This window comes from Yersinia sp. 2540 StPb PI (assembly GCF_052217165.1).
Taxonomy (GTDB): domain Bacteria; phylum Pseudomonadota; class Gammaproteobacteria; order Enterobacterales; family Enterobacteriaceae; genus Yersinia; species Yersinia enterocolitica_E.
On record NZ_JAZGQC010000001.1, the window covers coordinates 443,688 to 469,161 of the forward strand.

A 25,474-nucleotide genomic window follows, 5' to 3' on the forward strand; every position below is an offset into this window, starting at 1 on the left:
TTTCAAGCCGCATTTGCGTTGGCTTCCTGCAACTCGAATTATTTAGAGTGTAAATAAATTATTTTTCAATAAATCACGCTTGCCAACGGCTGCTGCCATCAACACTTCCTGGGTAGCCTGTTCAATAGAGAACTCGCCGCTTAGCTGGCCTTCATGCATCACAAGAATGCGGTCACTCATGCCCAGCACTTCCGGCATTTCTGAGGAAACCAGAATGATGCTCAACCCTTCTTGTTTGAATTGGTTGATTAATTGGTAAATTTCTTTTTTAGCCCCGACGTCAACACCACGGGTAGGTTCATCAAGGATCAGCACTTTAGGGCGGGTCATTAAACCGCGTGCAATAGCCACTTTCTGCTGGTTACCACCGGATAACAAACCAATAGGTTGTTCCATGGACGGGGTTTTAATATTAAATAAACGAATGAAATCCGATACCGCCTGCTGCTCTTCAGCATGCTTGAGCGAACCACCTGAACGGCTAAAATAACGCAATGCAGTCAAAGACATATTCTCTTTAACTGACATTCCAAGTACCAAACCATCCCGTTTGCGGTCTTCAGAAATATAGACAATGCCATTTGCCAGACCATCTTGTGGTGAATGGGTGACAACTTCGCGGCCATCCAACATCACAAAACCTGATTTACGCGGTAGCGCGCCATAGATGATTTTCATCAGCTCGGTGCGACCAGCCCCCATCAGACCGGCAACCCCCAAAATTTCGCCACTGTATAAAGTGAAACTGACATTTTTCACGCCCGGGCCACAGAGCTGTTTGACCTGCAAACGCTTTTCACCACGGGGTATATTCAAGCGCGGGTACTGTTCTTCCAGCTTACGGCCCACCATCATCTCAATCAGTGAGTTTTCAGTCAGACTATCAACCGGTTTTTCGGCAATAAATTGCCCATCACGAAATACCGTGACGTCGTCGCAAATCTCAAAAATCTCTTTTAACCGGTGAGAGATATAAACAATTCCGCGACCTTCCGCCTTTAGCTCTTTAATCACATTAAACAGAGAGGCGGTTTCAGTATCGGTAAGCGCATCAGTTGGCTCATCCATAATGATCACTTTGGATTCAAAGCTCAGCACTTTGGCTATCTCCACCATTTGCTGATCACCAATGGAAAGCTCACCCACCAGCCGATGGCTGCTGTAACTGATATTAAGGCGCGCCAGCAGTAAATCGGCTTCGGCATACATCTTTTTCCAATCGATGCTGCCAAAACGATTAACAAACTCACGCCCTAAGAAGATGTTTTCTGCGATAGTTAATTGAGGAATCAGGTTAAGTTCCTGATGAATAATGCCAATGCCCGCTTCCTGCGAGTCTTTTGGGCCATTAAACGCCACTTCCTTACCCATAAAATACTGACTGCCAGCATCTTTACTGTAGATGCCGGTCAGCACTTTCATCATGGTCGATTTTCCAGCGCCATTTTCGCCTACCAGTGCCATCACCCTGCCGGGATAGACACTCAGTGCGGCACCGGAGAGTGCTTTAACGCCGGGAAAGGCTTTATCAATCCCTTTAAGTTGCAGCAAAGGTTGCATAAATGCCTCAGAAGGTTACGCCGGAACAGAGAATGACATTAGCAAAGGGGGAACATTCCCCGCTACGGATCACTGCCCGGCTTTGTTTGGTTTGCTCTTTAAAAGCCTCATGGCTGATATAGCGCAAAACAATTTGGTTTCCCTGGTGCTGCTCAAGTTGTGATAGTTGCGCGAGTAACGCTTCATGGAGTTGCGGATTATTTTTAACGATCTCCTCCGCCAAGACTGCACTTTCAACCTGCATTTCTTGTGTTACCACCTCAAGAACCTGAAGAAATCCAGGGACGCCTCGTGTCAGTGCCAGATCGATACGTGTGGTGGTTGCCGGTATCGGCAGCCCCGCATCACCTATCACAACCTGATCGGTATGGCCCAGGCGGGAGATAACAGCGGAAATATCAGAATTAAGTAATGCGCCTTTTTTCATTTTCTACTCCAACAGCGAAACGTTTCGCTGATACTGAGTTTAGAAAAATAGCCGCAGAAGGCAAACCCAATTTGATGAAATTGTGATCGCCATCGAAACGTTTCGCTGAACAGTGGAAAAAGAAGAAGAATAGGTACAAAAAAGGCCGTTAATCATAACGGCCTTTCAGATTAAATCTCTACCTGCGTCCCAAGCTCAATCACCCTATTCGGTGGGATCTCAAACTGGTCAGCAGCACGCAGCGCATTCCGACTGAGTGCGATAAATAACTTACCGCGCAGGAACAGGTACCACGGCCGCTTGGTAAGGATTAGCGACTCATGGGACATAAAGAATGAGGTTTCCATCATCTGGCATGGCAACCCCTCCAGGCCGCAGCGATGGAAGATTTCTTCCACATTCGGTGTTTCACGCCAACCATAACTGGCCACCACTCGCCAAAACGTCGGGGAGAGTTGTTCGATGGTTACCCGGTTCACATTGTGCACATACGGCGCATCTTCAGTCCGCAATGTCAGTAGCACAACCCGTTCATGCAACACCTTATTATGTTTAAGGTTATGCAACAGCGCGAAGGGAATAACATTCATTGCACGCGACATATACACAGCAGTACCAGTAACCCGCACCGGGGGGGATTTTTCCAATGAAGCAATCATCGCTTCCAGTGAATTACCGTGTTCATGCATTCGACGCAGCAAACCGAAACGTTCACTTTTCCAGGTAGTCATGATGATAAACATCACCAGCCCCAGAGACACTGGCAACCAACCACCTGAGAACAATTTCAACGCATTGGCAGAGAACATAGGGACATCGATAATCAGCAAAATCACCAGTAAGATGCCGACAAATACCCGATTCCAGTGCCAGTTTTTCAATGCCACGATGCAGAACAGAATACTGGTTATCACCATGGTGCCGGTTACGGCGATACCGTACGCGGCCGCCAGGTTACTGGAACGTTCGAAGCCCACAATAACCAATACCACCGCCAGATAGAGAGTCCAGTTAATGACCGGGATATATATCTGGCCAGATTCCATTTCGGAGGTATGAATAATCCGCATTGGCGGTAAATAGCCTAAGCGAACCGCCTGTCGGGTGAGCGAGAAGACACCGGAAATAACCGCCTGCGAGGCAATAACGGTCGCCAGCGTCGCCAGAATTAACAGCGGAATCAATGCCCAATCAGGGGCTAATAAGAAGAAGGGGTTTTTGATGGCTTCAGGGTTTTTCAGCAATAACGCGCCCTGACCAAAATAGTTCAGTACTAATGAGGGCAAAACCACGGTAAACCAAGCTAAACGAATAGGGAATTTACCAAAATGGCCCATATCTGCATATAAGGCTTCCACCCCGGTTATCGCCAATACGACGGCACCAAGCGCATAAAACGACACGGTTTTATATTCAGCAAAGAAACCTATCGCCCATTTAGGATTCAGCGCAACCAATACTTCTGGATTCGCAATAATACTGCGTAAACCAAGTAGTGCGATCGTCAGAAACCAGACCAGCATCACGGGAGCGAATAATTTACCGACACTGCCGGTACCGTGCTTTTGAATCACAAACAGCAGAGTGAGTACCGCAATGGAGCAGGGAACAATATAAGGGTCTAATGCTGGGGCTGCTATTTCTAGCCCTTCAATGGCCGACATAACGGATATTGCCGGGGTGATGACCACCTCACCATAAAAGAAACTGCCGCCAATTAACCCGAGAATCACCAGTATTGAGGTGGCTCTGGAAGAGGTATTACGCCCAGCCAAAGACATTAACGTTAAAATCCCCCCTTCGCCGGCGTTATCGGCCCGCATGACATAGGTAAGATATTTAATCGAGACTATCAGGATAAGCATCCAGAAAATCAGCGATAAAAAGCCAAACACCACGTCCGGGCGGACATCAAAACCATAATGACCAGAAAAGCACTCTCTCAAGGTATAGAGCGGGCTGGTACCAATATCACCGTAAACTACCCCTATTGCTGCCAGGGTTACCGCCGATAAAGACTGTTTATGTTCTGTGCTCATAATTGATTTCTTTTTGCTAGAACATCCATAAGCTGATGCGTGCGTTTAAGAACCTTAATCCTCGGTTCTGTATTGTTTATACGCCCACCAAAAGGCGCACAGTATGCACGATTTCAATGGATTGCCTACTCTTAAATAGGCACCTAACAGAGCGAAAATTCATCAACTACAAATAACTGATGATATAAAAATTCTACGAATCAACGAACTATCTTATTAATAAAATCAGCGATCCCATGAAGAAAAGATGGTTTATTCCTTTTTATCAGGTAAAAATCAATCAACTAACGGAACATGTAGAACAATTATGGCGCAATCATCGCAATTAGCAGAAAGAATCTCCCGCTTAAGCAGCGCCCTTGAAAGTGGTCTGTATGAAAGACAGGAAGCTATCCGCTTATGTTTGCTGGCCGCCCTCAGTGGCGAGAGTGTTTTTTTGCTCGGCCCACCAGGAATTGCCAAAAGCCTGATTGCCCGCCGCCTGAAATTTGCCTTCCGTAATGCCCGTGCATTTGAATATCTGATGACCCGTTTCTCAACACCGGAAGAGGTGTTTGGCCCCCTCTCGATTCAGGCATTGAAAGAGGAGGGACGCTATCAACGGATGACAGGCGGTTACCTGCCGGAGGCTGAAATCGTCTTTTTGGATGAGATCTGGAAAGCCGGCCCGGCAATTCTGAACACCTTACTGACAGCGATTAATGAACGGCGCTTTAGAAATGGTGATCGGGAAGACAGCATCCCTATGCGATTACTCGTTACTGCCTCTAACGAGCTGCCTGACGCTGATAGTAGCCTGGAAGCACTTTATGACCGCATGTTGATCCGCCTATGGCTGGATCGCGTACAAGAGAAGCAGAACTTCCGCTCACTACTGCTCAGCCGACAGAATGAAAATCATAATCCGGTGGCAGAAAATCTCAGTATCAGCGATGAAGAGTTCTATCAGTGGCAACCGTTGATCGACAAAATCACCTTACCGGATCACTGTTTTGAGCTTATTTTTCAGTTACGTCAACGGCTCAGTGCGCAAGAACAAGCGCCCTATGTCTCAGATAGACGTTGGAAAAAAGCGCTACGCCTGTTACAAGCCAGTGCTTTCTTTAGTGGCCGCAGTGAAGTAACACCCATCGACTTAATCTTGCTGAAAGATTGCCTGTGGCATGACCTCAGTTCGCTTAAGCTGCTGCAACAGCAGCTTGAACAGTTATTAACCGAGCAGGGATATCAACAGCAAAGCCTGTTAATGAAACTACAACATGTTCAGGGTCAGTGGTTACAGCACCAACAACAGCAAAGTGACCATCAAGCGTTAACCATCGTCAAACAAAGCGGTATGTTCAGCCGCAAACCCCAATATGCTCTACCAGACGACCTGACAGACAGCACTTTGACGCTTTTGCTGCAAAAACCGCTCAGCCTGCATGATATTCAAGTTACCCATTTGCAAATAGAAAAAGATGCCCTCGCTCAATGGTTGAACAAAGGAGGGAGCTTGCGCGCTAAATTAAATGGTGTTGGTTATGCCCAATCCATTGATGCAGAAATTGATGATCAATTGCATATCACGATACTAGATATCAGCCGCCAACCCTCCACACTTTCCCAACCGGGCGCGGCAACTGCCAGTGTTCCCCCGGAATTGCTGGTGGAATTAACCACAGTAGAACATAGTCTTGCCGAACAGCGGCGGCTATTCAGCCAACATCAGCCGTGTTTATTCACTCCCTCCTCATGGCTTGCCAAAGTCGAGGCCAGCTTGTTGCAGGTGGCAGAACAACTTAAACAGCAACAGCAAAAAATGCGCGGACACTGACAGATGCTCAGCCTGGCAACATTGGATATGCTGCTATCGATAAGTGAGGGTGAGCTTATCGAAGAGATGGTGATCGGGCTATTGGCGTCACCTCAATTAGCACTATTTTTCGAAAAATTCCCGCGAATTAAACGGGCGCTAATGAAAGATATTCCTGGTTGGAGGCAAAACTTACAGCAGCGTATCCGCGAGGCTAAAGCCCCAGCTGCTCTGGCAAATGAGTTTTCCCTATACCAACAAAGCCTGTTGGAAAGTAGCCCACTATTTTATGCGCATCTGCCAGATATTGTGGCTCAGTTACAGCAATGGCAATCGCCCTTTGCTTCACAAGCCAATACATTGCTACAAACCGCTGATTTAGCCAGAAACCCTCAACCCGGTGATAGTTTACAAACCTTATTTTTACAGCGTTGGCGTGTCAGTCTAACGCTACAAACCATCACCATTCATCACCAGTTACTTGAGCAAGAGCGGGAACAACTTCTGGCTGAACTCCAGCAGAGATTGGCGCTCAGTGGGGCATTAGAACCTGTACTGGCAACCAATGATGGGGCGGCAGGGCGGCTTTGGGATATGAGTCAGGGCCACTTACAGCGTGGCGATTATCAATTGCTACTGCAATACGGTGACTTTCTACAACAACAACCCGAATTACAACAACTGGCCGAGCAATTGGGTCGTAGCCGTTCAGCAAAGGCACAACCGACACCAGAGGCTCGCTACGAACCTTATACTGTCATGGTCCGCCAGCCCGATACGGTGCCAGAGGAGGTCAGTGGCATTCATCAAAGCAATGATATTTTGCGATTGCTCCCGACTGAACTGGTGATGTTAGGGATGAGCGAGCTGGAATTTGAGTTTTATCGCCGTTTACTGGAGCGCCGCTTACTCACTTACCGTTTGCAGGGTGACAACTGGCAGGAGAAAACCTTACAGCGCCCGGTCAGTCTTAAAAGCAATGATGAACACCCTCGCGGCCCTTTTATCGTCTGTGTCGATACCTCAGGCTCCATGGGTGGATTTAACGAACAATGTGCCAAAGCATTTTGTCTGGCTCTGCTTCGAATTGCACTGGCAGATAATCGCCGCTGTTACATCATGCTATTTGCCACTGAAATAATTCACTACGAGCTATCTGCTGCCAGTGGTATTGAGCAGGCGATTCGTTTTCTTGGCCAACATTTTCGCGGAGGTACCGATCTGGCTGCTTGCTTAGCCAGCACATTAAATAAAATGGAAGATAGAGAATGGTATGACGCAGATGCAGTGATCATTTCAGATTTTATCGCCCAACGTTTACCAGACGAATTAGTCAGAAAGATTAAAATCCAGCAACAAGCCCACCAGCACCGTTTTCATGCTGTTGCCATGTCTGCGTATGGTAAGCCTGGTATCATGCGAATTTTCGATCATATCTGGCGTTTTGATACTGGGCTAAAAAGCCGCTTGATGCGCCGCTGGAAGCGCTAGTTAAGCAGGCCGGCACCAACGTTTATCGACAACCCCAATATCGTCATATTAAAGATAAATGATAACACTGACTGCAAGAGCACTACGCGGCGGATATCTGACGTGCCGGTAGAGACATCGGCAGTTTGGCAAGCCACACCAATGGTAAATGAGAAATAAAGGAAATCCCAATAGGAAGGCGTGGTTATCTCTTTGGGGAAAAGTAACGGTAGAACCGTTTCTGATTTATCGCGGCGCATATAAAACAAATGTGCGTAATGCATAGTAAAAGCGGTGGATAATAATAACCATGAAACCAATAACGTCAGCCCTGTCAGGACCAAATGGAACGCCTTGGCAGAGCCTGAGAGCTGATTCGCCGTGCTCAATTCAAATAAAATAACCAGAATACTGGCCAGACACGCCATGCTGACAATACTCAACACCATGCTGGCACTTTCATCCTGCACCCGGGCTATTTTGCTGATTTTCGTCGAATCAGTGCGTAATAATTGCAACCATAAAAACAGTAAATAAAGCCAGGCGGAAACATTCCAACTCACCATTAGGCGCAGCAATACCGAGTAATGTGTTGGCAGCAGGAAATAAGTGACAACACCCGCGCCAAGCGAAAACAACAATCGTGGCCGAGCGTGTAAATAGTGCTTTATAGGATGAAAAAGGGCCATAACATCAACAACCTTGCATATAGTGATATTTAAAATATTTATATATCACTACAGCATAGATTAAAAACCCGCAATTATATTGGGAATCAATACCCAATATAATTGGTGTTGTAGGTAGGCAGCAAGCGAACAAACCCCGATGAGCTTACTCAAGTAAGTGATTCAGGTGAGTGCGCGCCGCTAACAACCCTACAACATCAAGTATGAAGGGGATTTACAGCAGGCCTGCAACCTTCTCGCTAATTTCTGGCCCCCATACACCACATTGAACCTGACCGATATGTTGCTGTTGCAGCAATAACATCACTAAACGAGACTGGCCGATACCGCCACCGATAGTTTGCGGCATTTCACCACTCAGCAGTGATTGGTGCCATTCCAGTTTCAGACGATCTTCATCAGAAGTCAGTGCCAATTGGCGTTTAAGTGCCTCAGCATCAACACGTATCCCCATGGATGAGATTTCAAACGCGTCTTCAAGAACAGGGTTCCAGACAATAATGTCACCGTTCAAGCCCACAAAACCTTCAGCACTCGGCGACGTCCAGTCATCATAATCTGGCGCTCGCACATCATGAGATTTACCGTCAGCCAATTTACCACCGATGCCAATCAGGAATACAGCTCCCAGCTCTTTAGCTATCGCACGTTCGCGGCCTTTAGCATCCAGGTCAGGGAAGCGAGCGCGCAGGCTTTCGCTGTGGATAAACTGAATATTCTCTGGCAGGAATGGTTTCACACCAAATTCAGCACTGATCGCTACTTCAGTTTCTTTAATAGCGGTATAAATCTTGTTAACAGTGGATTTCAGATAAGCCAGGTTGCGTTCACCATCGCCCATCACGCGTTCCCAATCCCACTGATCAACATACACAGAATGAATAGCACTTAGGCGATCTTCATCAGGGCGCAATGCTTTCATATGAGTATATATCCCTTGGTCAGCACCAAAATCAAAGCGACCCAAGGTTTTGCGTTTCCATTTAGCTAATGAATGAACGACTTCAAAAGTTGCATCCGGCAATGTCTTCACTTTTACCTGAACGGCTTTCTCTGAACCTGAAAGGTTATCTTGAGTACCATCACCCACACGACTCAGGATTGGTGCCTGTACTTCAATCAGACCCAGTTGTTGTTCTAATTGACGGGAAAAGAATGATTTTACGAAGCTGATTTGTTGTTGTTTTTGGATAAATTGTTTTTTCATTGCCGTTTTCTCGATTCGTTATTACTGATTATGCTAATTAGGTTATGCCACCTGGCTTGACATCGATTAAGCAACAGAATGAGGGTTAAATTCAATATCCAACAAACAATATTGCCTTTTCACTTTTAATCATTCATTTTTATGGGTCTTAAATTAACTAATCGTTAAAAAAAGGAGGCAAATATGGGTGAAATTTATCAAATCGATAATCTCGATCGCGGCATCCTGAACGCATTAATGGAAAATGCGCGCACACCTTATGCTGAATTGGCAAAAAATTTTGGCGTGAGTCCAGGAACTATCCATGTGCGAGTGGAGAAAATGCGCCAGGCAGGGATCATTACCGCGGCTTGTGTTCACGTTAATCCAAAAAAACTCGGGTATGACGTGTGTTGCTTTATCGGTATTATTTTGAAAAGTGCCAAAGACTACCCGTCGGCACTAAAAAAACTGGAAGGTTTAGAAGAAGTTGTAGAAGCCTATTACACCACCGGCCACTACAGCATTTTTATTAAAGTGATGTGTAAGTCAATAGATGCGCTCCAGCAGGTACTTATCAACAAGATCCAGACTATCGATGAGATCCAGTCAACGGAGACACTTATCTCCCTGCAAAACCCCATCATGCGTACCATTGTGCCTTGAGCACTAAATAACTATACCCACATTATCCACAGGTAGATCCCAGCTGATTCACAGCGTACAATACCGGCTCTTTACTTCGGTTGGGTTCTTTATGGCTGACATTACCTTGATCAGTGGCAGTACACTCGGCAGCGCTGAATATGTTGCTGAACATTTAGCTGAGAAATTAGAAGAAGCAGGTTTTTCTACAGAGACGCTGCATGGCCCTGAATTAGACGAGCTTACGCTTGAGGGTACGTGGCTAATAGTCACATCAACCCACGGTGCGGGTGATCTCCCAGATAACCTTCAACCATTATTAGAACAAATCGAACAACAGAAGCCTGATCTTTCTCAAGTGCACTTTGGTGCTGTTGGTTTGGGCAGTTCAGAATATGACACTTTCTGCGGTGCAGTGAGAGCATTGGATCAACAATTGATCGCACAAGGCGCCAAACGTTTGGGTGATATTTTAGAAATTGACGTCATCCAACATGAAATTCCCGAGGATCCGGCAGAGGTTTGGGTCAAAAATTGGATTAATTTGCTCTAATTTGATTAAAGATCACGCGAACGAATGTGGATAAGTATGCTTAAAAGCAGGGTAAAACCGGTACATATCCACATAACAACCTTGGTACTCCAAAGTGCCTGTGCATAACATGCCATTTAGATCCCAGCTTATACGCAATAGGATCACCGATCATTCACAGCAAACGATCTTCCTTAATACTATGATCTTACATGTGAATAATCACTTATCCACAGAGGATCATGATCCTAATAAGAGATCTAATAAAGAGATCTTTAAATAAAAAGATCTTCTTTTAATTAAGGGGGATCCTAAGCCGCTTGGTCGAAAGTCTAAACTTGAGTAGAATCCCCCACCCCAGGGCAAACACAGAAATTCGCATAACGGCGAGGTGCAGTACCATGTTTTATCCAGATCAATTTGACGTCATCATCATTGGTGGTGGCCATGCCGGCACGGAAGCTGCAATGGCAGCGGCACGCATGGGACGTCAGACCTTATTGCTGACGCACAACATCGACACACTGGGACAAATGTCTTGTAACCCAGCGATTGGCGGTATCGGTAAGGGACATTTGGTAAAAGAGATCGATGCTCTGGGTGGCCTGATGGCCATGGCGACTGACCGGGCAGGTATTCAGTTTAGGATACTAAACGCCAGCAAAGGGCCAGCGGTAAGAGCGACCCGAGCTCAGGCTGACCGTGTTCTGTATCGGCAGGCAATACGTACTGCATTGGAAAACCAGCCAAACCTGACTCTCTTTCAACAGCCAGTTGAAGATCTGATTGTTGAAAATGATCGCGTTGTGGGTGCAGTCACCCAAATGGGTCTTAAATTCCGGGCGAAAGCAGTGGTATTAACCGTTGGTACTTTCCTCGACGGAAAAATTCATATCGGTCTTCAGAACTACAGTGGTGGCCGTGCTGGTGATCCGCCATCCATCTCATTGTCACAGCGTTTGCGTGAATTACCACTGCGCGTTAATCGCCTTAAGACCGGTACTCCACCACGTATTGATGCGCGGACCATTGATTTTAGCCAATTGGCCCCTCAGTTCGGTGATACGCCTATTCCAGTATTCTCTTTCCTGGGTCATGCCGATCAACACCCTGAGCAGATGGCGTGCCACATTACGTATACCAATGAAAAAACGCATGAAGTGATCCGCAATAACTTGGATCGTAGCCCAATGTATGCCGGGATCATTGAAGGGATCGGGCCACGCTACTGTCCGTCGATCGAAGACAAAGTCATGCGTTTCGCTGATCGTAATTCACACCAGATCTTCCTTGAACCAGAAGGTCTGACCAGTAATGAGATCTATCCGAACGGTATTTCAACCAGCCTGCCTTTCGATGTACAGATGCAAATCGTCCGTTCAATGAAAGGGCTGGAAAATGCCCGGATCGTTCGACCAGGTTATGCCATCGAATATGATTTCTTTGATCCACGTGATTTGAAACCTACCTTGGAAAGCAAATATATCCACGGTCTGTTCTTTGCTGGGCAAATCAATGGCACTACCGGCTATGAAGAAGCAGCGGCTCAAGGGCTGCTTGCAGGGCTTAATGCGGGCCGCTTCGCTAACGATGACGATGGATGGTCACCTCGCCGCGATGAAGCTTACCTTGGCGTGCTGGTGGACGATTTAAGCACCCTTGGCACCAAAGAACCGTATCGCATGTTTACCTCACGCGCAGAATATCGCTTGATGCTGCGCGAAGATAACGCGGATCTGCGCCTGACTGAGATGGGCCGTAAATTAGGGCTGGTTGACGATGCTCGTTGGGCACATTTCAGCAAGAAAATTGAACAAATTGAAAAAGAACGCCAACGTCTGCGTGATATCTGGGTACATCCACACTCAGAAAATGTTTCTGAGATCAATGCATTACTGAAATCGCCGTTGTCTAAAGAAGCCAATGGTGAAGAATTACTGCGTCGGCCTGAAATTGATTATCGTTTGCTGACAACCCTAACCTCTTTTGGCCCAGCATTAACAGATCCACAAGCTGCGGATCAGGTTGAAATTCAGGTTAAATATGAAGGGTATATCGCGCGTCAGCAGGAAGAAATTGAAAAACAACTGCGCAATGAGAATACTCTACTGCCGGCTGATCTGGATTATCGTCAGGTGTCTGGTTTATCGAACGAAGTCATCGCTAAACTGAACGATCACAAACCTAACTCAATCGGACAAGCCTCGCGTATTTCTGGCATTACCCCAGCAGCAATCTCTATTTTATTGGTTTGGCTGAAAAAACAGGGGTTGTTACGCCGTAGTGCCTAACAACCGACGTTTGCCTGCATTGCTAAGGGATAAGCAGTGCAGGTAAGTTCTTCTTTGCTTCAGGCCACAACTAACGGTTCAAACCACTGCCAAGCTAGATTATCATTCCTCATCCCGGCCCTTTTCATGCTGACTGAACGAGCTTAGTCAGAGGATATTGTTGTGTTAAAAAAATTAGATTCCCTGCTAAATGCCGCAGCTATTGTGTTACCTGAACAGCAAAAATTACAGTTGATAGGCTATGTAGAACTGCTGCATAAGTGGAACAAAGCTTACAATCTGACTTCTGTTCGTGACCCACAGCAAATGCTAGTGCGACATATTCTGGATAGTATTGTGGTTAACCCACATTTGCAGGGTGACCGGTTTATTGATGTGGGCACCGGCCCTGGGCTTCCTGGGATACCGCTGGCAATTGTACGGCCTACTGCGCACTTTACGTTGCTAGATAGCTTGGGTAAACGTGTACGCTTCTTGCGTCAGGTACAGCACGAACTGGGCTTAAATAATATTGAGCCAGTGCAAAGCCGAGTTGAGGACTTTGCCGCAAAACCGCCATTTGATGGTGTAATAAGCCGTGCATTTGCATCTCTACAAGATATGCTGTCTTGGTGTCATCATTTGCCAGCTAAGCCTGAAGGGCGCTTTTATGCGCTTAAAGGGGTGAGGCCGGACGATGAGTTAGCCGTACTGCCGGAGGGTATTAGCCTTGAATCGGTCGTGCGATTGCAGGTGCCAGAGTTGGAAGGTGAACGCCATCTGGTCATTCTTAAGTCAAACTAACTTTGCTATTTATCAAAAAAATGTAATAAATCCTTGGCGGATGGTAGGAAAATTATCGTATTTATTATTTTTAATATCGATAAGTATTTCTTCGCTTACTATCGTACCGGCAGATTATATTTTACGTGTTGTTTACAAAAACAGCGATAACAGATGGCATAACTATATTGAAAGCTGGCAAATAGTCACTTTAGTCATTACTTTAGCTGTGCCATCACTCTTTTTATGTAGACGAAGTGTTGCTTGATTATTATCTGAAATGTCAACGGGAAGTTTTTACTAAGTAGATAAGTTGTTCGATAATAGTTTAATTTTAACATTATGATTTATAAAACTTTTTAATGGCTCTTTTCGTTAAAGACAAACAGAAGCTTTATGGGATATAAATCAGTTTGTTTTAAGTTTTGTGATCAGTTGCACGCTTTATTGATAATGGTTGGAATCGTCAGACAATTAAATGGGGGCTTTATTCCGAGGCTTTTCTTGTGAAAATAGTCCGAAAGAAGAAAATTTAAATAATTGTTCACCTTTTCGCTACTTATCGATTGAATTCGTTTGAGTGGCCCGTATAATTTGCTCGTTTTTTGCTGCTTGACTCAATGGGGTAAAAGGCAGTTTTATACCTCACTCAGCATACCCTTAGTGTGGTTCGGAGAGAACAAACGTCATGCCTGTATCCCTTTACAGTGGGAAAATCGCACGAAAGCTGCTGTTTTTGCAGTTAATGACTTTTGTTGTTCTCAGTGCTGCTTTTGGCTTTAAAAGCCTGGAATGGAGTGCTTCTGCTCTGGCAGGAGGATTGGCGGCTTGGTTGCCCAGCGCCATGTTTATGTTGTTTGCTTGCCGCCATCAGGCAAAAACAGCAGCTCCAGGTCGTGTTGCGTGGTCGTTTGCCATTGGCGAAGGGTTAAAAGTTATCGTAACGATAATTTTGCTGATTGTGGCTTTGGGGCTGTTTAAAGCAGCGTTTGCGCCACTCGGTTTAACCTATTTGGCGGTGCTGATTGTGCAGATATTGGCACCGGCTGTGATTAGCGGCTACCGTACTTAACCGTTATCGTATTTAACTACAAAAAGGGTAAGAGGCATCATGTCTGCATCAGGAGAAATCTCTACTCCAAGGGACTACATAGGTCACCACCTGAATAACCTTCAGTTGGACCTGCGTACCTTTGAGTTGGTCAATCCCCACTCACCTGGCCCTGCAACGTTCTGGACGTTGAACATTGACTCTTTGTTCTTCTCTGTCGTGCTGGGGTTAGCTTTTCTGTTTGTGTTCCGCAAAGTTGCGGCAGGTGCCACCAGTGGCGTGCCTGGCAAATTGCAGACTGCTGTTGAGTTAATTATCGGTTTTGTCGATAACAGCGTGCGGGATATGTACCACGGCAAAAGTAAAGTCATAGCACCATTAGCCCTGACCGTGTTTGTTTGGGTTTTATTGATGAACATGATGGACTTACTGCCAATCGATTTACTGCCTTACATCGGTGAACATGTCTTTGGGTTACCTGCATTGCGCGTGGTACCTACTGCGGACGTGAGTATTACCTTGTCCATGGCATTGGGTGTCTTCATCCTGATTCTGTTCTATAGCATCAAAATGAAAGGTGTAGGCGGCTTCGTAAAAGAACTCACGATGCAGCCGTTCAATCACCCGATATTTATTCCAGTTAACTTAATTCTGGAAGGTGTCAGCCTGCTGTCCAAACCCGTTTCACTCGGTTTGCGACTGTTCGGCAACATGTATGCGGGTGAGTTGATCTTCATCCTTATTGCGGGTCTGTTGCCGTGGTGGTCACAGTGGATGCTCAGTTTACCTTGGGCTATCTTCCACATACTGATTATTACGTTACAAGCCTTTATCTTCATGGTTCTAACGATTGTCTATCTGTCGATGGCGTCCGAAGAGCACTGATTTTCTTATAACATTACTACGTTTAACTGAAATAACTGGAGACTGTCATGGAAAACCTGAATATGGATCTGCTGTACATGGCTGCCGCTATAATGATGGGTTTAGCGGCAATCGGTGCTGCGATCGGTATCGGCATCCTGGGTGGTAAATTTTTGGAAGGCGCTGCACGTCAGCCTGACCTGATTCCTCTGCTGCGTACACAGTTCTTTATCGTCATGGGTCTGGTTGACGCCATCCCTATGATCGCTGTTGGTCTGGGTCTGTACGTGATGTTTGCTGTCGCGTAAGTAGAGTTTTCTCTACCGTGAACTACACCAAACTATTAACTTTTAAAGAGGCATTGTGCTGTGAATCTTAACGCAACAATCCTCGGCCAGGCCATCGCGTTTGTCCTGTTTGTCCTGTTTTGTATGAAGTATATATGGCCGCCAATTATGGCTGCCATCGAGAAGCGTCAAAAAGAAATTGCTGACGGTCTCTCTTCTGCAGAGCGTGCCAAAAAAGATTTGGACTTAGCGCAAGCCAATGCGACCGACCAACTGAAGAAGGCTAAAGCAGAAGCACAGGTGATCATTGAGCAGGCAAGTAAACGCAAAGCTCAGATCCTTGATGAAGCTAAAACTGAAGCCGAACAGGAACGTAACAAAATCGTGGCGCAAGCGCAGGCAGAGATCGACGCCGAACGTAAGCGTGCTCGTGAAGAGTTGCGTAAGCAAGTCGCGATGTTGGCTATAGCTGGCGCCGAGAAGATCATCGAACGTTCCGTGGATGAAGCTGCTAACAGCGACATCGTTGATAAACTGGTCGCTGAACTGTAAGGAGGGAGGGGCTGATGTCTGAATTTGTAACTGTAGCTCGCCCCTACGCCAAAGCAGCTTTTGACTTTGCTGTTGAGCACCAGGCGGTTGATCGTTGGCAGGATATGCTAGCGTTTACTGCCCAAGTGACGCGCAATGAACAGATCGCTGAATTGCTTTCCGGTGCTGTAGCACCTGAAACAATGTCTAAGACGTTTATTGCAGTCTGTGGTGATCAGCTCGATGAACCCGCACAGAACTTCATTCGAGTTATGGCGGAGAATGGCCGTTTACTGGTTCTTCCTGAGGTGCTACAGCAGTTTATTCAACTGCGTGCCTCGCTGGAGTCGACCGTCGACGTCGAAGTGAGCTCTGCGAGCCCACTGAAAGACGAACAGCTAGCTAAAATTGCTGCTGCGATGGAAAAACGTCTATCACGCAAAGTTAAGCTGAATTGCAAAATCGATAAGTCCGTAATGGCCGGCGTAGTAATACGTGCAGGCGATATGGTGATAGATGGCAGCGTTCGCGGTCGTCTAGAACGCCTGGCGGACGTCTTGCAGTCTTAAGGGGACTGGAGCATATGCAACTGAATTCCACCGAAATCAGCGAACTGATCAAGCAGCGCATTGCTCAGTTCAATGTGGTGAGCGAAGCTCACAATGAAGGTACTATTGTTTCCGTTAGTGACGGGATCATTCGCGTACACGGCTTAGCCGATGTTATGCAGGGCGAGATGATCGCACTGCCAGGCAACCGTTACGCAATCGCACTGAACCTGGAGCGCGACTCCGTAGGTGCTGTAGTTATGGGTCCGTACGCCGATCTTGCCGAAGGCATGAAGGTTAAATGTACTGGCCGTATCCTGGAAGTTCCCGTCGGTCGTGGCCTGTTGGGTCGCGTCGTCAATACTCTGGGTGAACCTATTGATGGTAAAGGTCCGGTAGAAAACGACGGCTTCTCAGCTGTTGAAGCTATCGCACCTGGCGTTATTGAACGTCAATCCGTTGATGAGCCTGTTCAGACGGGCTATAAGTCAGTGGATGCCATGATCCCAATTGGTCGTGGCCAGCGTGAATTGATCATCGGTGACCGTCAGACAGGTAAAACTGCTTTGGCGATTGATGCGATCATCAACCAACGCGATTCCGGCATCAAATGTGTGTATGTTGCTATCGGCCAGAAAGCCTCTACTGTTGCTAACGTAGTGCGTAAACTGGAAGAGCATGGCGCTTTGGCTAATACCATTGTGGTTGTAGCTACCGCCTCAGAATCTGCAGCATTGCAGTACCTGGCACCTTACTCCGGTTGTGCTATGGGTGAATATTTCCGCGACCGCGGTGAAGATGCGCTGATTATTTATGATGACCTGTCTAAACAGGCTGTTGCATATCGTCAAATCTCCTTGCTGCTCCGTCGTCCACCAGGTCGTGAAGCTTACCCTGGCGACGTATTCTACCTCCACTCCCGTTTGCTCGAGCGTGCTGCGCGTGTTAACGCCGACTACGTTGAAGCCTTTACCAAGGGTGAAGTGAAAGGTAAAACCGGTTCTTTGACCGCATTGCCAATCATTGAAACTCAAGCAGGGGACGTTTCCGCGTTCGTTCCGACTAACGTAATTTCGATTACCGATGGTCAGATCTTCCTGGAATCCAGCCTGTTTAACGCCGGTATTCGTCCTGCGGTTAACCCAGGTATCTCCGTATCTCGTGTGGGTGGTGCAGCGCAAACCAAGATCATGAAAAAACTGTCCGGTGGTATTCGTACTGCTCTGGCACAGTATCGTGAACTTGCTGCGTTCTCCCAGTTCGCATCCGATTTGGATGATGCAACACGTAAACAGCTGAGCCACGGTCAGAAAGTGACCGAGCTTCTGAAACAGAAACAATACGCACCGATGTCTGTTGCGCAGCAATCTCTGGTTCTGTTCGCAGCTGAACGTGGTTATCTGGGTGATGTTGAGTTGGCGAAGGTAGGTAGCTTTGAAGCTGCGCTGTTAGCGTTTGCTGACCGTGAGCATGCCGAGCTTCTGCAACAAATCAACCAAACTGGCGCGTACAACGATGAGATCGAGGGCAAGCTGAAAGGCATCCTTGATACATTTAAGGCAACCCAGTCCTGGTAACGCTATGCGGCCTTGCTTTTCATTAGAAAAGCAGGCCGTCTGGTAATGAGGAGAAGCAGAAATGGCCGGCGCAAAAGAGATACGTTCCAAGATCGCCAGCGTGCAAAACACGCAAAAGATCACCAAAGCCATGGAGATGGTCGCCGCCTCCAAAATGCGTAAATCGCAGGAACGCATGGCGGCCAGCCGTCCTTATGCAGAAACTATGCGTAGTGTGATTGGTCACCTTGCGTTAGGTAATCTGGAATATAAACATCCGTACCTGGAAGAGCGTGACGTTAAGCGCGTTGGGTATCTGGTGGTTTCTACAGACCGTGGCTTGTGCGGTGGTTTGAACATTAACCTGTTCAAAAGACTGTTGGCTGAGATGAAAGGTTGGTCTGAAAAAGGCGTTGAATGTGATTTAGCGCTGATTGGATCAAAAGCAGCTTCTTTCTTTGGTTCCGTGGGTGGCAAGATTGTCGCTCAGGTTACTGGCATGGGGGATAACCCTTCCTTGTCAGAGCTTATCGGGCCAGTCAAAGTGATGTTGCAAGCCTATGATGAAGGTCGTCTGGATAAGCTGTATATCGTTAATAACAAGTTTATCAATACGATGTCTCAGGAACCACGGATCATGCAGCTACTACCGCTTCCGCCTGCGGAAGATGGTGAGCTGAAGAAGAAATCCTGGGATTACCTGTATGAACCCGATCCTAAAGCATTGCTGGATACCCTCCTGCGTCGCTATGTGGAATCGCAAGTTTATCAGGGCGTCGTTGAAAACCTGGCCAGCGAGCAGGCCGCGCGAATGGTAGCGATGAAAGCCGCCACCGATAACGGCGGTAGTCTGATCAAAGAGCTGCAGTTGGTTTACAACAAGGCTCGTCAGGCCAGCATCACTCAGGAACTCACCGAGATCGTCGGGGGAGCCTCCGCGGTTTAACCAGGTTATTACCCTAAATAGTTCAGATTGCGAAACGGCGGCAACTGAGCAAATCCCCTGGCGCTTGCTAATAAAGTAAGCAACTGGGGTGAGAAAAAGCAGCCAACGCCCCAGCAATTTGAAATATGACGGGTAAACGTATTACGTAGAGGATTCAAGATGGCTACTGGAAAGATTATCCAGGTAATCGGCGCCGTAGTGGACGTCGAATTCCCCCAAGACGCTGTACCAAAAGTGTACAACGCCCTTGAGGTTGAAGGCACTGCTGAGAAGCTGGTGCTGGAAGTTCAGCAACAGCTAGGCGGTGGTGTTGTTCGTTGTATCGCAATGGGCTCTTCCGATGGTCTGAGCCGCGGGTTGAAAGTCATCAACCTGGAACACCCAATTGAAGTGCCGGTTGGTAAATCAACTCTGGGCCGTATCATGAACGTATTGGGTGACCCAATCGACATGAAAGGTCCGATCGGTGAAGAAGAGCGTTGGGCAATCCACCGTGAAGCGCCTTCTTACGAAGAGCTTGCCAGCTCACAAGATTTGTTAGAAACCGGTATCAAAGTAATGGACTTGATTTGCCCGTTCGCTAAGGGCGGTAAAGTGGGTCTGTTTGGTGGTGCGGGTGTTGGTAAAACAGTAAACATGATGGAGCTTATTCGTAACATCGCGATCGAGCACTCAGGTTATTCTGTATTTGCCGGTGTGGGTGAGCGTACTCGTGAGGGTAACGACTTCTACCACGAGATGACGGACTCCAACGTTCTGGACAAAGTATCCTTGGTATATGGCCAGATGAATGAGCCACCAGGTAACCGTCTGCGCGTTGCTCTGACCGGCCTGACCATGGCGGAGAAATTCCGTGATGAAGGTCGTGACGTACTGTTGTTCATCGATAACATCTATCGCTATACCTTGGCCGGTACGGAAGTATCCGCACTGCTGGGTCGTATGCCATCTGCGGTAGGCTACCAGCCAACGCTGGCAGAAGAGATGGGTGTGTTGCAGGAACGTATTACGTCCACCAAGACGGGTTCAATCACTTCTGTTCAGGCCGTTTACGTGCCTGCCGATGACTTGACTGACCCATCACCAGCAACCACCTTTGCTCACTTGGATGCAACCGTCGTTTTGAGTCGTCAAATCGCCTCTTTGGGTATTTACCCTGCGGTTGACCCACTTGACTCCACCAGCCGTCAGCTTGATCCGCTGGTTGTTGGTCAGGAGCACTACGATGTAGCGCGTGGCGTGCAGTCTATTCTGCAACGTTACCAGGAGCTGAAAGACATCATCGCAATCTTGGGTATGGACGAGTTGTCAGAAGATGACAAACTGGTTGTATCCCGTGCGCGTAAAATTCAGCGCTTCCTGTCTCAACCGTTCTTCGTGGCAGAAGTCTTTACCGGTTCACCGGGCAAGTTCGTTTCGCTGAAAGATACCATTCGTGGTTTCAAAGGCATCATGAACGGCGACTATGACCACTTGCCGGAGCAGGCGTTCTACATGGTTGGCACCATTGAAGAAGCAGTGGAAAAAGCCAAGAAACTGTAACGCTGTTGACTGGAGGGTGACATGGCTGCAATGACTTACCATCTGGATGTTGTGAGCGCAGAGAAGAAGATGTTCTCTGGCGTGGTACAAAAAATTCAGGTGACGGGTAGTGAAGGCGAACTTGGGATTTTCCCAGGTCACGCCCCACTGCTCACTGCCATTAAGCCTGGCATGATACGTATCGTGAAGCAGTTCGGTGAGGAAGAGTTTATTTATCTTTCTGGCGGCATCCTTGAGGTGCAACCGAGCGTTGTGATCGTATTGGCTGACACAGCTATTCGCGGAACTGATCTGGACGAAGCTAAAGCGCTGGAATCTAAGCGTAAAGCCGAAGATCATATCAACAACTCCCACGGCGACGTCGACTATGCTCAGGCATCCGCTGAATTGGCGAAGGCGATTGCGAAATTACGCGTAATCGAACTGACCAGGAAGGCGATGTAATTTTATACTGATGGGTTGCGTTAACTCGTTGATTTATAAAATTACTATATATACTCAGGTCATTGGGGTTGCAGGTAGGTAGCAAGCTAACGCCACTGCAACTTCCAGTACGAAGGTATAAATAAAAAATAGAATGCCAGTCAGTAAATCTGATTGGCATTTTTTTTACCTATACACCAGATAACACCGATACTCGCCTTTTGTTTATATCCCTTAATTCGCTTTCCTACTATTTAGTTAAGCCTCAGCTAAACTCAAAGCGTTTCTTTCTGAAAACTCTTGTTTCTTGTCGTAAAATAAGTGGTTAATAGCGTGAATATGTACATGTGTTTTGACAAAAACAGCACGGGAAGCGTCGCTGATCGCAGACACTTTTCGCCCCATTTTTTCGTTACATGACGAGTAGCAACAACCCTTTAACCATGCGGGTTGAGTACGTTTTTCGTTGAGAAATATGTAGTAATTATTTCGCTAAACAGGTTTACTTCCGTCTATTAAATTGGAGTTATCAGGTTGCTTATGTCTAACAGCTCAATGAGTGTAGTCATCCTTGCCGCAGGTAAGGGAACACGCATGTATTCCGACCTTCCTAAGGTGTTACACCCATTGGCAGGTAAGCCGATGGTTCAGCATGTTATTGATGCGGCCATGAAGCTGGGTGCAAAAAACGTTCATCTGGTTTATGGGCACGGCGGCGATCTGCTGAAAAAGACGCTATCCGATCCCTCTTTGAACTGGGTATTACAAGCTGAACAGTTGGGTACCGGGCACGCGATGCAACAAGCCGCACCGCACTTTGCTGACGATGAAGATGTGCTGATGCTATACGGCGATGTGCCGTTGATCTCTGTGGATACCTTACAGCGACTGCTGGCGGCGAAGCCACAAGGCGGCATTGGCTTGTTGACCGTGAAGCTGGATAACCCAAGTGGTTATGGCCGTATCGTGCGTGAGAATGGCGACGTGGTGGGGATTGTTGAGCATAAAGATGCCAGTGATGCACAACGCGAAATTAATGAAATCAACACCGGAATACTGGTTGCTAATGGGCGTGATCTAAAGCGCTGGCTATCACTGCTGGATAACAATAATGCTCAAGGTGAGTTTTATATCACCGATATTATTGCATTGGCACATGCTGATGGTAAGAAGGTTGCTGCGGTTCACCCCGCTCGGTTGAGTGAGGTTGAAGGGGTAAATAACCGCCTGCAACTCGCTGCTCTAGAGCGTGTATACCAGTCTGAGCAGGCTGAGAAACTGTTATTGGCCGGTGTGATGTTACTGGATCCCGCGCGCTTTGATTTGCGCGGAGAATTAACACATGGTCGTGATATTACTATCGATACCAATGTCATCATTGAAGGTCATGTGACTTTAGGTGATCGGGTTCGTATTGGTAGCGGATGCGTACTGAAAAATTGTGTGATCGGTGATGATTCTGACATTAGCCCATACAGCGTATTAGAAAACTCACGCCTGGATGCTGGCTGCTCTGTTGGGCCATTTGCCCGCCTGCGCCCAGGTGCTGAATTAGCTGAAGGCGCACATGTTGGTAACTTCGTTGAAATCAAAAATACCCGCTTGGGTAAAGGCTCGAAAGCGGGTCATCTTTCCTATTTGGGCGATGCCGAGATTGGTTCGGGCGTAAATATTGGCGCAGGAACCATAACTTGCAACTATGATGGAGCTAATAAGTTTAAAACTATTATTGGCGATGATGTGTTTGTTGGGTCCGATACTCAATTGGTCGCGCCGGTCACTGTTGCAAAGGGTGCCACTATCGCTGCGGGAACTACCGTAACTCGCGATATTGCGGAAAATGAGTTAGTGCTTAGCCGTGTTAAACAAGTCCATGTTCAGGGCTGGCAGCGTCCGGTGAAGAAAAAATAAGCTATACCCGTTATATTTCAAGCTGCATGGTGCGTTGGCTGCGTTCAATCACCCCAGTTACTTACTGGTCGTTGACCTTAAAATAAGTAAGCTTCTGGGGATTATGAGCCTCATTAGAGGTTCACCCTACGGGCCAGCGTAGGCGCTGTTCAAATTGGTTTACAACCAATTTGTTGCTCAATTGCTGCCTTCCTGCAACTCGAATTATTTAGGTTATATTAAAACAGCCCCTTCAATATCGTTTATTCTTTGAAGGGATGTTTTGCCCTGTGTTTTTGGTTTATCTATTGATGCTGAAAACACAGAGCAAAACATAATAATCCCCAACTCTACAGGCTCGGGGAACCCGGAAAATCCGGAAAATCAGGTCACTGACATCGACAAGGTTCTAAAAGAACCTTACATAGGAATAAAATAGATGTGTGGAATTGTTGGCGCAGTAGCGCAACGTGATATCGCTGAGATTCTGATCGAAGGTTTACGTCGTCTTGAATACCGTGGCTATGACTCTGCTGGTTTAGCAGTGGTTGACGCTGAAGGTAATATGACGCGTTTACGTCGGGTGGGTAAAGTACAGGCGCTGTCTGATGCTGCCGAAAATCAGGCTTTACATGGTGGCACCGGGATTGCACATACCCGTTGGGCTACCCATGGTGAGCCATCGGAAGCCAATGCGCACCCTCATGTTTCTGACTATATCTCTGTGGTACACAACGGCATTATTGAGAATCACGAACCTTTACGTGAATTACTGATTGGTCGTGGCTACCGTTTCAGTTCTGAAACAGATACTGAAGTTATTGCTCACTTGGTGCACTGGGAGCTACAGCAAGGTGGATCTTTGCTGGAAGTGGTTAAGCGTGTTATCCCGCAATTACGTGGCGCTTACGGCACTGTCGTTATGGATAGTCGTGACCCAAGCCGTTTGGTGGCTGCGCGTTCCGGTAGCCCATTAGTGATTGGTTGTGGTGTAGGTGAAAACTTTATTGCCTCTGACCAACTGGCGTTATTACCCGTGACTCGCCGCTTCATCTTCCTGGAAGAAGGTGATGTGGTTGAAGTAACTCGCCGTAGCATCGCAATTTTTGATAAACAGGGTAATGCTATTGAGCGCCCTGAAATTGAATCTCAGGTGCAGTACGATGCCGGTGATAAAGGTGTTTACCGCCATTACATGCAGAAAGAGATTTATGAACAGCCAATGGCGATTAAAAATACGCTGGAAGGCCGTTTAAATCATGGTGTAATTGATTTGTCTGAACTTGGCCCTAAAGCGGATGCATTATTGGCAAATGTTCAACATATTCAAATTATTGCCTGTGGTACCTCTTATAACTCAGGCATGGTTTCGCGTTATTGGTTTGAATCATTAGCCGGTGTGCCTTGTGACGTAGAGATTGCGTCTGAGTTCCGTTACCGCAAATCCGCTGTGCGCCCAAACAGCCTGTTGATCACCTTGTCACAATCAGGTGAAACTGCCGATACCTTAGCTGCTCTGCGCTTATCAAAAGAGTTGGGGTATTTGGGGTCGCTGGCTATTTGTAACGTCGCTGGCTCATCGCTGGTGCGTGAATCAGATTTAGCGTTAATGACCAAAGCCGGTACTGAGATTGGCGTAGCATCAACGAAAGCCTTTACCACTCAGTTGACAGTATTACTGATGCTGGTGGGGCGTATTGGCAAGCTGAAGGGCGCTGATGCCAGTCTGGAGCAGAATATTGTTCATGCGTTACAGGCTCTACCTGCTCGTATTGAACAGATGTTGTCTCTGGATAAAACCATTGAAGCGCTGGCTGAAGGTTTCTCTGATAAACACAATGCCTTGTTCCTTGGTCGCGGTGATCAATACCCGATTGCGATGGAAGGCGCGCTGAAACTTAAAGAGATCTCTTATATTCACGCTGAAGCTTATGCTGCGGGTGAGTTGAAGCACGGCCCATTGGCATTGATTGATGCTGATATGCCGGTCATCGTGGTTGCGCCAAATAATGAATTGTTGGAAAAACTGAAATCCAACATTGAAGAAGTGCGTGCCCGTGGCGGTTTGCTGTATGTGTTTGCTGATCAAGATGCCGGTTTCACTGACAGTGAAGGGATGAAAATCATTCAGTTACCACATGTAGAAGAGATTATCGCGCCTATCTTCTATACCGTGCCACTACAGTTACTCTCTTACCATGTCGCGCTAATTAAAGGCACCGACGTGGATCAGCCACGTAACTTGGCAAAATCAGTCACGGTTGAATAAGCTGCGATAGATATAGCACAAAATATTGTGGGCGGATGAAATAGCCGTTAACTCGAAAAGTCCGGTTATGCTGTTTAACAGCATACCGGATTTTTTTATGACCAAATTAAAACAGTCATTGTCAGAAATCGGCAAAAGTTACGTTGCCGGTTTTTTAGATAGCTGCCGCTA

At 47.0% G+C, this 25,474-nt stretch carries 22 protein-coding genes; 17 read left to right on the forward strand and 5 right to left on the reverse strand.

Annotated features, from left to right (window positions below; all coding sequences use genetic code 11):
* Positions 1–42: 42 nt before the first annotated feature.
* From rbsA to kup, 3 genes are all read right to left on the reverse strand, one after another.
* Positions 43–1,560, reverse strand: coding sequence for a ribose ABC transporter ATP-binding protein RbsA (gene rbsA / locus V1956_RS02020; RefSeq protein WP_083161599.1), 1,518 nt, complete (start codon positions 1,558–1,560; stop codon positions 43–45).
* Positions 1,561–1,567: 7 nt separating this feature from the next.
* Positions 1,568–1,987, reverse strand: a complete 420-nt coding sequence (gene rbsD / locus V1956_RS02025) for a D-ribose pyranase (RefSeq protein ID WP_083161597.1) — start codon at positions 1,985–1,987, stop codon at positions 1,568–1,570.
* A 170-nt stretch (positions 1,988–2,157) separates the two neighbouring features.
* Positions 2,158–4,026 carry a low affinity potassium transporter Kup gene (kup, locus tag V1956_RS02030; RefSeq protein WP_372560171.1) on the reverse strand — a complete coding sequence of 623 codons (1,869 nt, stop codon included), beginning with the start codon at positions 4,024–4,026 and terminating at the stop codon, positions 2,158–2,160.
* A 307-nt stretch (positions 4,027–4,333) separates the two neighbouring features.
* On the opposite strand from kup, the gene ravA reads away from it, so the two are divergent.
* Both ravA and viaA read left to right on the forward strand, forming a co-directional pair.
* Complete coding sequence (gene ravA, locus V1956_RS02035) at positions 4,334–5,842, forward strand: ATPase RavA (protein WP_420074872.1); 1,509 nt, start codon at positions 4,334–4,336, stop codon at positions 5,840–5,842.
* Positions 5,843–5,845: 3 nt separating this feature from the next.
* Positions 5,846–7,312: an ATPase RavA stimulator ViaA gene (viaA, locus tag V1956_RS02040; RefSeq protein ID WP_442824761.1), complete on the forward strand. Its 1,467-nt coding sequence runs from the start codon at positions 5,846–5,848 to the stop codon at positions 7,310–7,312.
* On the opposite strand, the gene V1956_RS02045 is transcribed toward viaA, so the two are convergent.
* Complete coding sequence (locus V1956_RS02045; protein ID WP_372560174.1) at positions 7,309–7,980, reverse strand: DUF1345 domain-containing protein; 672 nt, start codon at positions 7,978–7,980, stop codon at positions 7,309–7,311. The two genes, viaA and V1956_RS02045, sit on opposite strands and share 4 nt — an antisense overlap.
* A gap of 214 nt (positions 7,981–8,194) precedes the next feature.
* The gene (gene asnA / locus V1956_RS02050; RefSeq protein WP_420074873.1) at positions 8,195–9,187 is read right to left on the reverse strand and encodes an aspartate--ammonia ligase; all 993 of its coding nucleotides are present in this window, start codon (positions 9,185–9,187) and stop codon (positions 8,195–8,197) included.
* A 183-nt stretch (positions 9,188–9,370) separates the two neighbouring features.
* On the opposite strand from asnA, the gene asnC reads away from it, so the two are divergent.
* The 15 genes from asnC to glmS all read left to right on the forward strand — a co-directional run bounded on the left by asnC (position 9,371) and on the right by glmS (position 25,303).
* Entirely contained in the window at positions 9,371–9,832 is a 462-nt protein-coding gene (gene asnC / locus V1956_RS02055; RefSeq protein ID WP_083161588.1) for a transcriptional regulator AsnC, read from the forward strand.
* Positions 9,833–9,923: 91 nt separating this feature from the next.
* Positions 9,924–10,364, forward strand: a complete 441-nt coding sequence (gene mioC, locus V1956_RS02060; RefSeq protein ID WP_005192870.1) for an FMN-binding protein MioC — start codon at positions 9,924–9,926, stop codon at positions 10,362–10,364.
* 380 nt (positions 10,365–10,744) lie between these two features.
* Positions 10,745–12,634: a tRNA uridine-5-carboxymethylaminomethyl(34) synthesis enzyme MnmG gene (gene mnmG / locus V1956_RS02065; protein WP_420075468.1), complete on the forward strand. Its 1,890-nt coding sequence runs from the start codon at positions 10,745–10,747 to the stop codon at positions 12,632–12,634.
* Positions 12,635–12,796: 162 nt separating this feature from the next.
* Positions 12,797–13,417: a 16S rRNA (guanine(527)-N(7))-methyltransferase RsmG gene (rsmG, locus tag V1956_RS02070; RefSeq protein ID WP_083161586.1), complete on the forward strand. Its 621-nt coding sequence runs from the start codon at positions 12,797–12,799 to the stop codon at positions 13,415–13,417.
* A gap of 667 nt (positions 13,418–14,084) precedes the next feature.
* Complete coding sequence (atpI, locus tag V1956_RS02075) at positions 14,085–14,468, forward strand: F0F1 ATP synthase subunit I (protein WP_032907978.1); 384 nt, start codon at positions 14,085–14,087, stop codon at positions 14,466–14,468.
* A gap of 39 nt (positions 14,469–14,507) precedes the next feature.
* Positions 14,508–15,332 carry a F0F1 ATP synthase subunit A gene (atpB, locus tag V1956_RS02080; RefSeq protein ID WP_005161179.1) on the forward strand — a complete coding sequence of 275 codons (825 nt, stop codon included), beginning with the start codon at positions 14,508–14,510 and terminating at the stop codon, positions 15,330–15,332.
* A gap of 47 nt (positions 15,333–15,379) precedes the next feature.
* Positions 15,380–15,619 (forward strand): F0F1 ATP synthase subunit C, encoded by a 240-nt coding sequence (gene atpE, locus V1956_RS02085; protein WP_004393045.1) that lies wholly within the window; start codon positions 15,380–15,382, stop codon positions 15,617–15,619.
* Between the two features lie 60 nt (positions 15,620–15,679).
* A complete protein-coding gene (gene atpF, locus V1956_RS02090; RefSeq protein WP_005186686.1) occupies positions 15,680–16,150 on the forward strand; it encodes a F0F1 ATP synthase subunit B in 471 nt (156 codons plus the stop codon).
* A 14-nt stretch (positions 16,151–16,164) separates the two neighbouring features.
* Positions 16,165–16,698 (forward strand): F0F1 ATP synthase subunit delta, encoded by a 534-nt coding sequence (gene atpH, locus V1956_RS02095; RefSeq protein ID WP_372560177.1) that lies wholly within the window; start codon positions 16,165–16,167, stop codon positions 16,696–16,698.
* Positions 16,699–16,712: 14 nt separating this feature from the next.
* The gene (gene atpA, locus V1956_RS02100) at positions 16,713–18,254 is read left to right on the forward strand and encodes a F0F1 ATP synthase subunit alpha (RefSeq protein ID WP_004703877.1); all 1,542 of its coding nucleotides are present in this window, start codon (positions 16,713–16,715) and stop codon (positions 18,252–18,254) included.
* Between the two features lie 61 nt (positions 18,255–18,315).
* Positions 18,316–19,179: a F0F1 ATP synthase subunit gamma gene (atpG, locus tag V1956_RS02105; protein WP_002220756.1), complete on the forward strand. Its 864-nt coding sequence runs from the start codon at positions 18,316–18,318 to the stop codon at positions 19,177–19,179.
* 159 nt (positions 19,180–19,338) lie between these two features.
* Positions 19,339–20,721: a F0F1 ATP synthase subunit beta gene (gene atpD, locus V1956_RS02110; protein WP_083161584.1), complete on the forward strand. Its 1,383-nt coding sequence runs from the start codon at positions 19,339–19,341 to the stop codon at positions 20,719–20,721.
* A gap of 21 nt (positions 20,722–20,742) precedes the next feature.
* Complete coding sequence (locus tag V1956_RS02115) at positions 20,743–21,165, forward strand: F0F1 ATP synthase subunit epsilon (RefSeq protein WP_004393020.1); 423 nt, start codon at positions 20,743–20,745, stop codon at positions 21,163–21,165.
* 519 nt (positions 21,166–21,684) lie between these two features.
* Positions 21,685–23,055: a bifunctional UDP-N-acetylglucosamine diphosphorylase/glucosamine-1-phosphate N-acetyltransferase GlmU gene (gene glmU, locus V1956_RS02120; RefSeq protein WP_420071645.1), complete on the forward strand. Its 1,371-nt coding sequence runs from the start codon at positions 21,685–21,687 to the stop codon at positions 23,053–23,055.
* Between the two features lie 418 nt (positions 23,056–23,473).
* Positions 23,474–25,303 carry a glutamine--fructose-6-phosphate transaminase (isomerizing) gene (gene glmS, locus V1956_RS02125; protein WP_083161582.1) on the forward strand — a complete coding sequence of 610 codons (1,830 nt, stop codon included), beginning with the start codon at positions 23,474–23,476 and terminating at the stop codon, positions 25,301–25,303.
* Positions 25,304–25,474 lie beyond the last annotated feature (171 nt).

Bases quoted from the DNA above. Each gene is read 5' to 3' on its own strand.
- rbsA (WP_083161599.1), bottom strand. From the start codon at position 1,560: ATGCAACCTTTGCTGCAACTTAAAGGGATTGATAAAGCCTTTCCCGGC.
- rbsD (WP_083161597.1), bottom strand. From the start codon at position 1,987: ATGAAAAAAGGCGCATTACTTAATTCTGATATTTCCGCTGTTATCTCC.
- kup (WP_372560171.1), bottom strand. From the start codon at position 4,026: ATGAGCACAGAACATAAACAGTCTTTATCGGCGGTAACCCTGGCAGCA.
- ravA (WP_420074872.1), top strand. From the start codon at position 4,334: ATGGCGCAATCATCGCAATTAGCAGAAAGAATCTCCCGCTTAAGCAGC.
- viaA (WP_442824761.1), top strand. From the start codon at position 5,846: ATGCTCAGCCTGGCAACATTGGATATGCTGCTATCGATAAGTGAGGGT.
- V1956_RS02045 (WP_372560174.1), bottom strand. From the start codon at position 7,980: ATGGCCCTTTTTCATCCTATAAAGCACTATTTACACGCTCGGCCACGA.
- asnA (WP_420074873.1), bottom strand. From the start codon at position 9,187: ATGAAAAAACAATTTATCCAAAAACAACAACAAATCAGCTTCGTAAAA.
- asnC (WP_083161588.1), top strand. From the start codon at position 9,371: ATGGGTGAAATTTATCAAATCGATAATCTCGATCGCGGCATCCTGAAC.
- mioC (WP_005192870.1), top strand. From the start codon at position 9,924: ATGGCTGACATTACCTTGATCAGTGGCAGTACACTCGGCAGCGCTGAA.
- mnmG (WP_420075468.1), top strand. From the start codon at position 10,745: ATGTTTTATCCAGATCAATTTGACGTCATCATCATTGGTGGTGGCCAT.
- atpI (WP_032907978.1), top strand. From the start codon at position 14,085: ATGCCTGTATCCCTTTACAGTGGGAAAATCGCACGAAAGCTGCTGTTT.
- atpB (WP_005161179.1), top strand. From the start codon at position 14,508: ATGTCTGCATCAGGAGAAATCTCTACTCCAAGGGACTACATAGGTCAC.
- atpE (WP_004393045.1), top strand. From the start codon at position 15,380: ATGGAAAACCTGAATATGGATCTGCTGTACATGGCTGCCGCTATAATG.
- atpH (WP_372560177.1), top strand. From the start codon at position 16,165: ATGTCTGAATTTGTAACTGTAGCTCGCCCCTACGCCAAAGCAGCTTTT.
- atpA (WP_004703877.1), top strand. From the start codon at position 16,713: ATGCAACTGAATTCCACCGAAATCAGCGAACTGATCAAGCAGCGCATT.
- atpG (WP_002220756.1), top strand. From the start codon at position 18,316: ATGGCCGGCGCAAAAGAGATACGTTCCAAGATCGCCAGCGTGCAAAAC.
- atpD (WP_083161584.1), top strand. From the start codon at position 19,339: ATGGCTACTGGAAAGATTATCCAGGTAATCGGCGCCGTAGTGGACGTC.
- V1956_RS02115 (WP_004393020.1), top strand. From the start codon at position 20,743: ATGGCTGCAATGACTTACCATCTGGATGTTGTGAGCGCAGAGAAGAAG.
- glmU (WP_420071645.1), top strand. From the start codon at position 21,685: ATGTCTAACAGCTCAATGAGTGTAGTCATCCTTGCCGCAGGTAAGGGA.
- glmS (WP_083161582.1), top strand. From the start codon at position 23,474: ATGTGTGGAATTGTTGGCGCAGTAGCGCAACGTGATATCGCTGAGATT.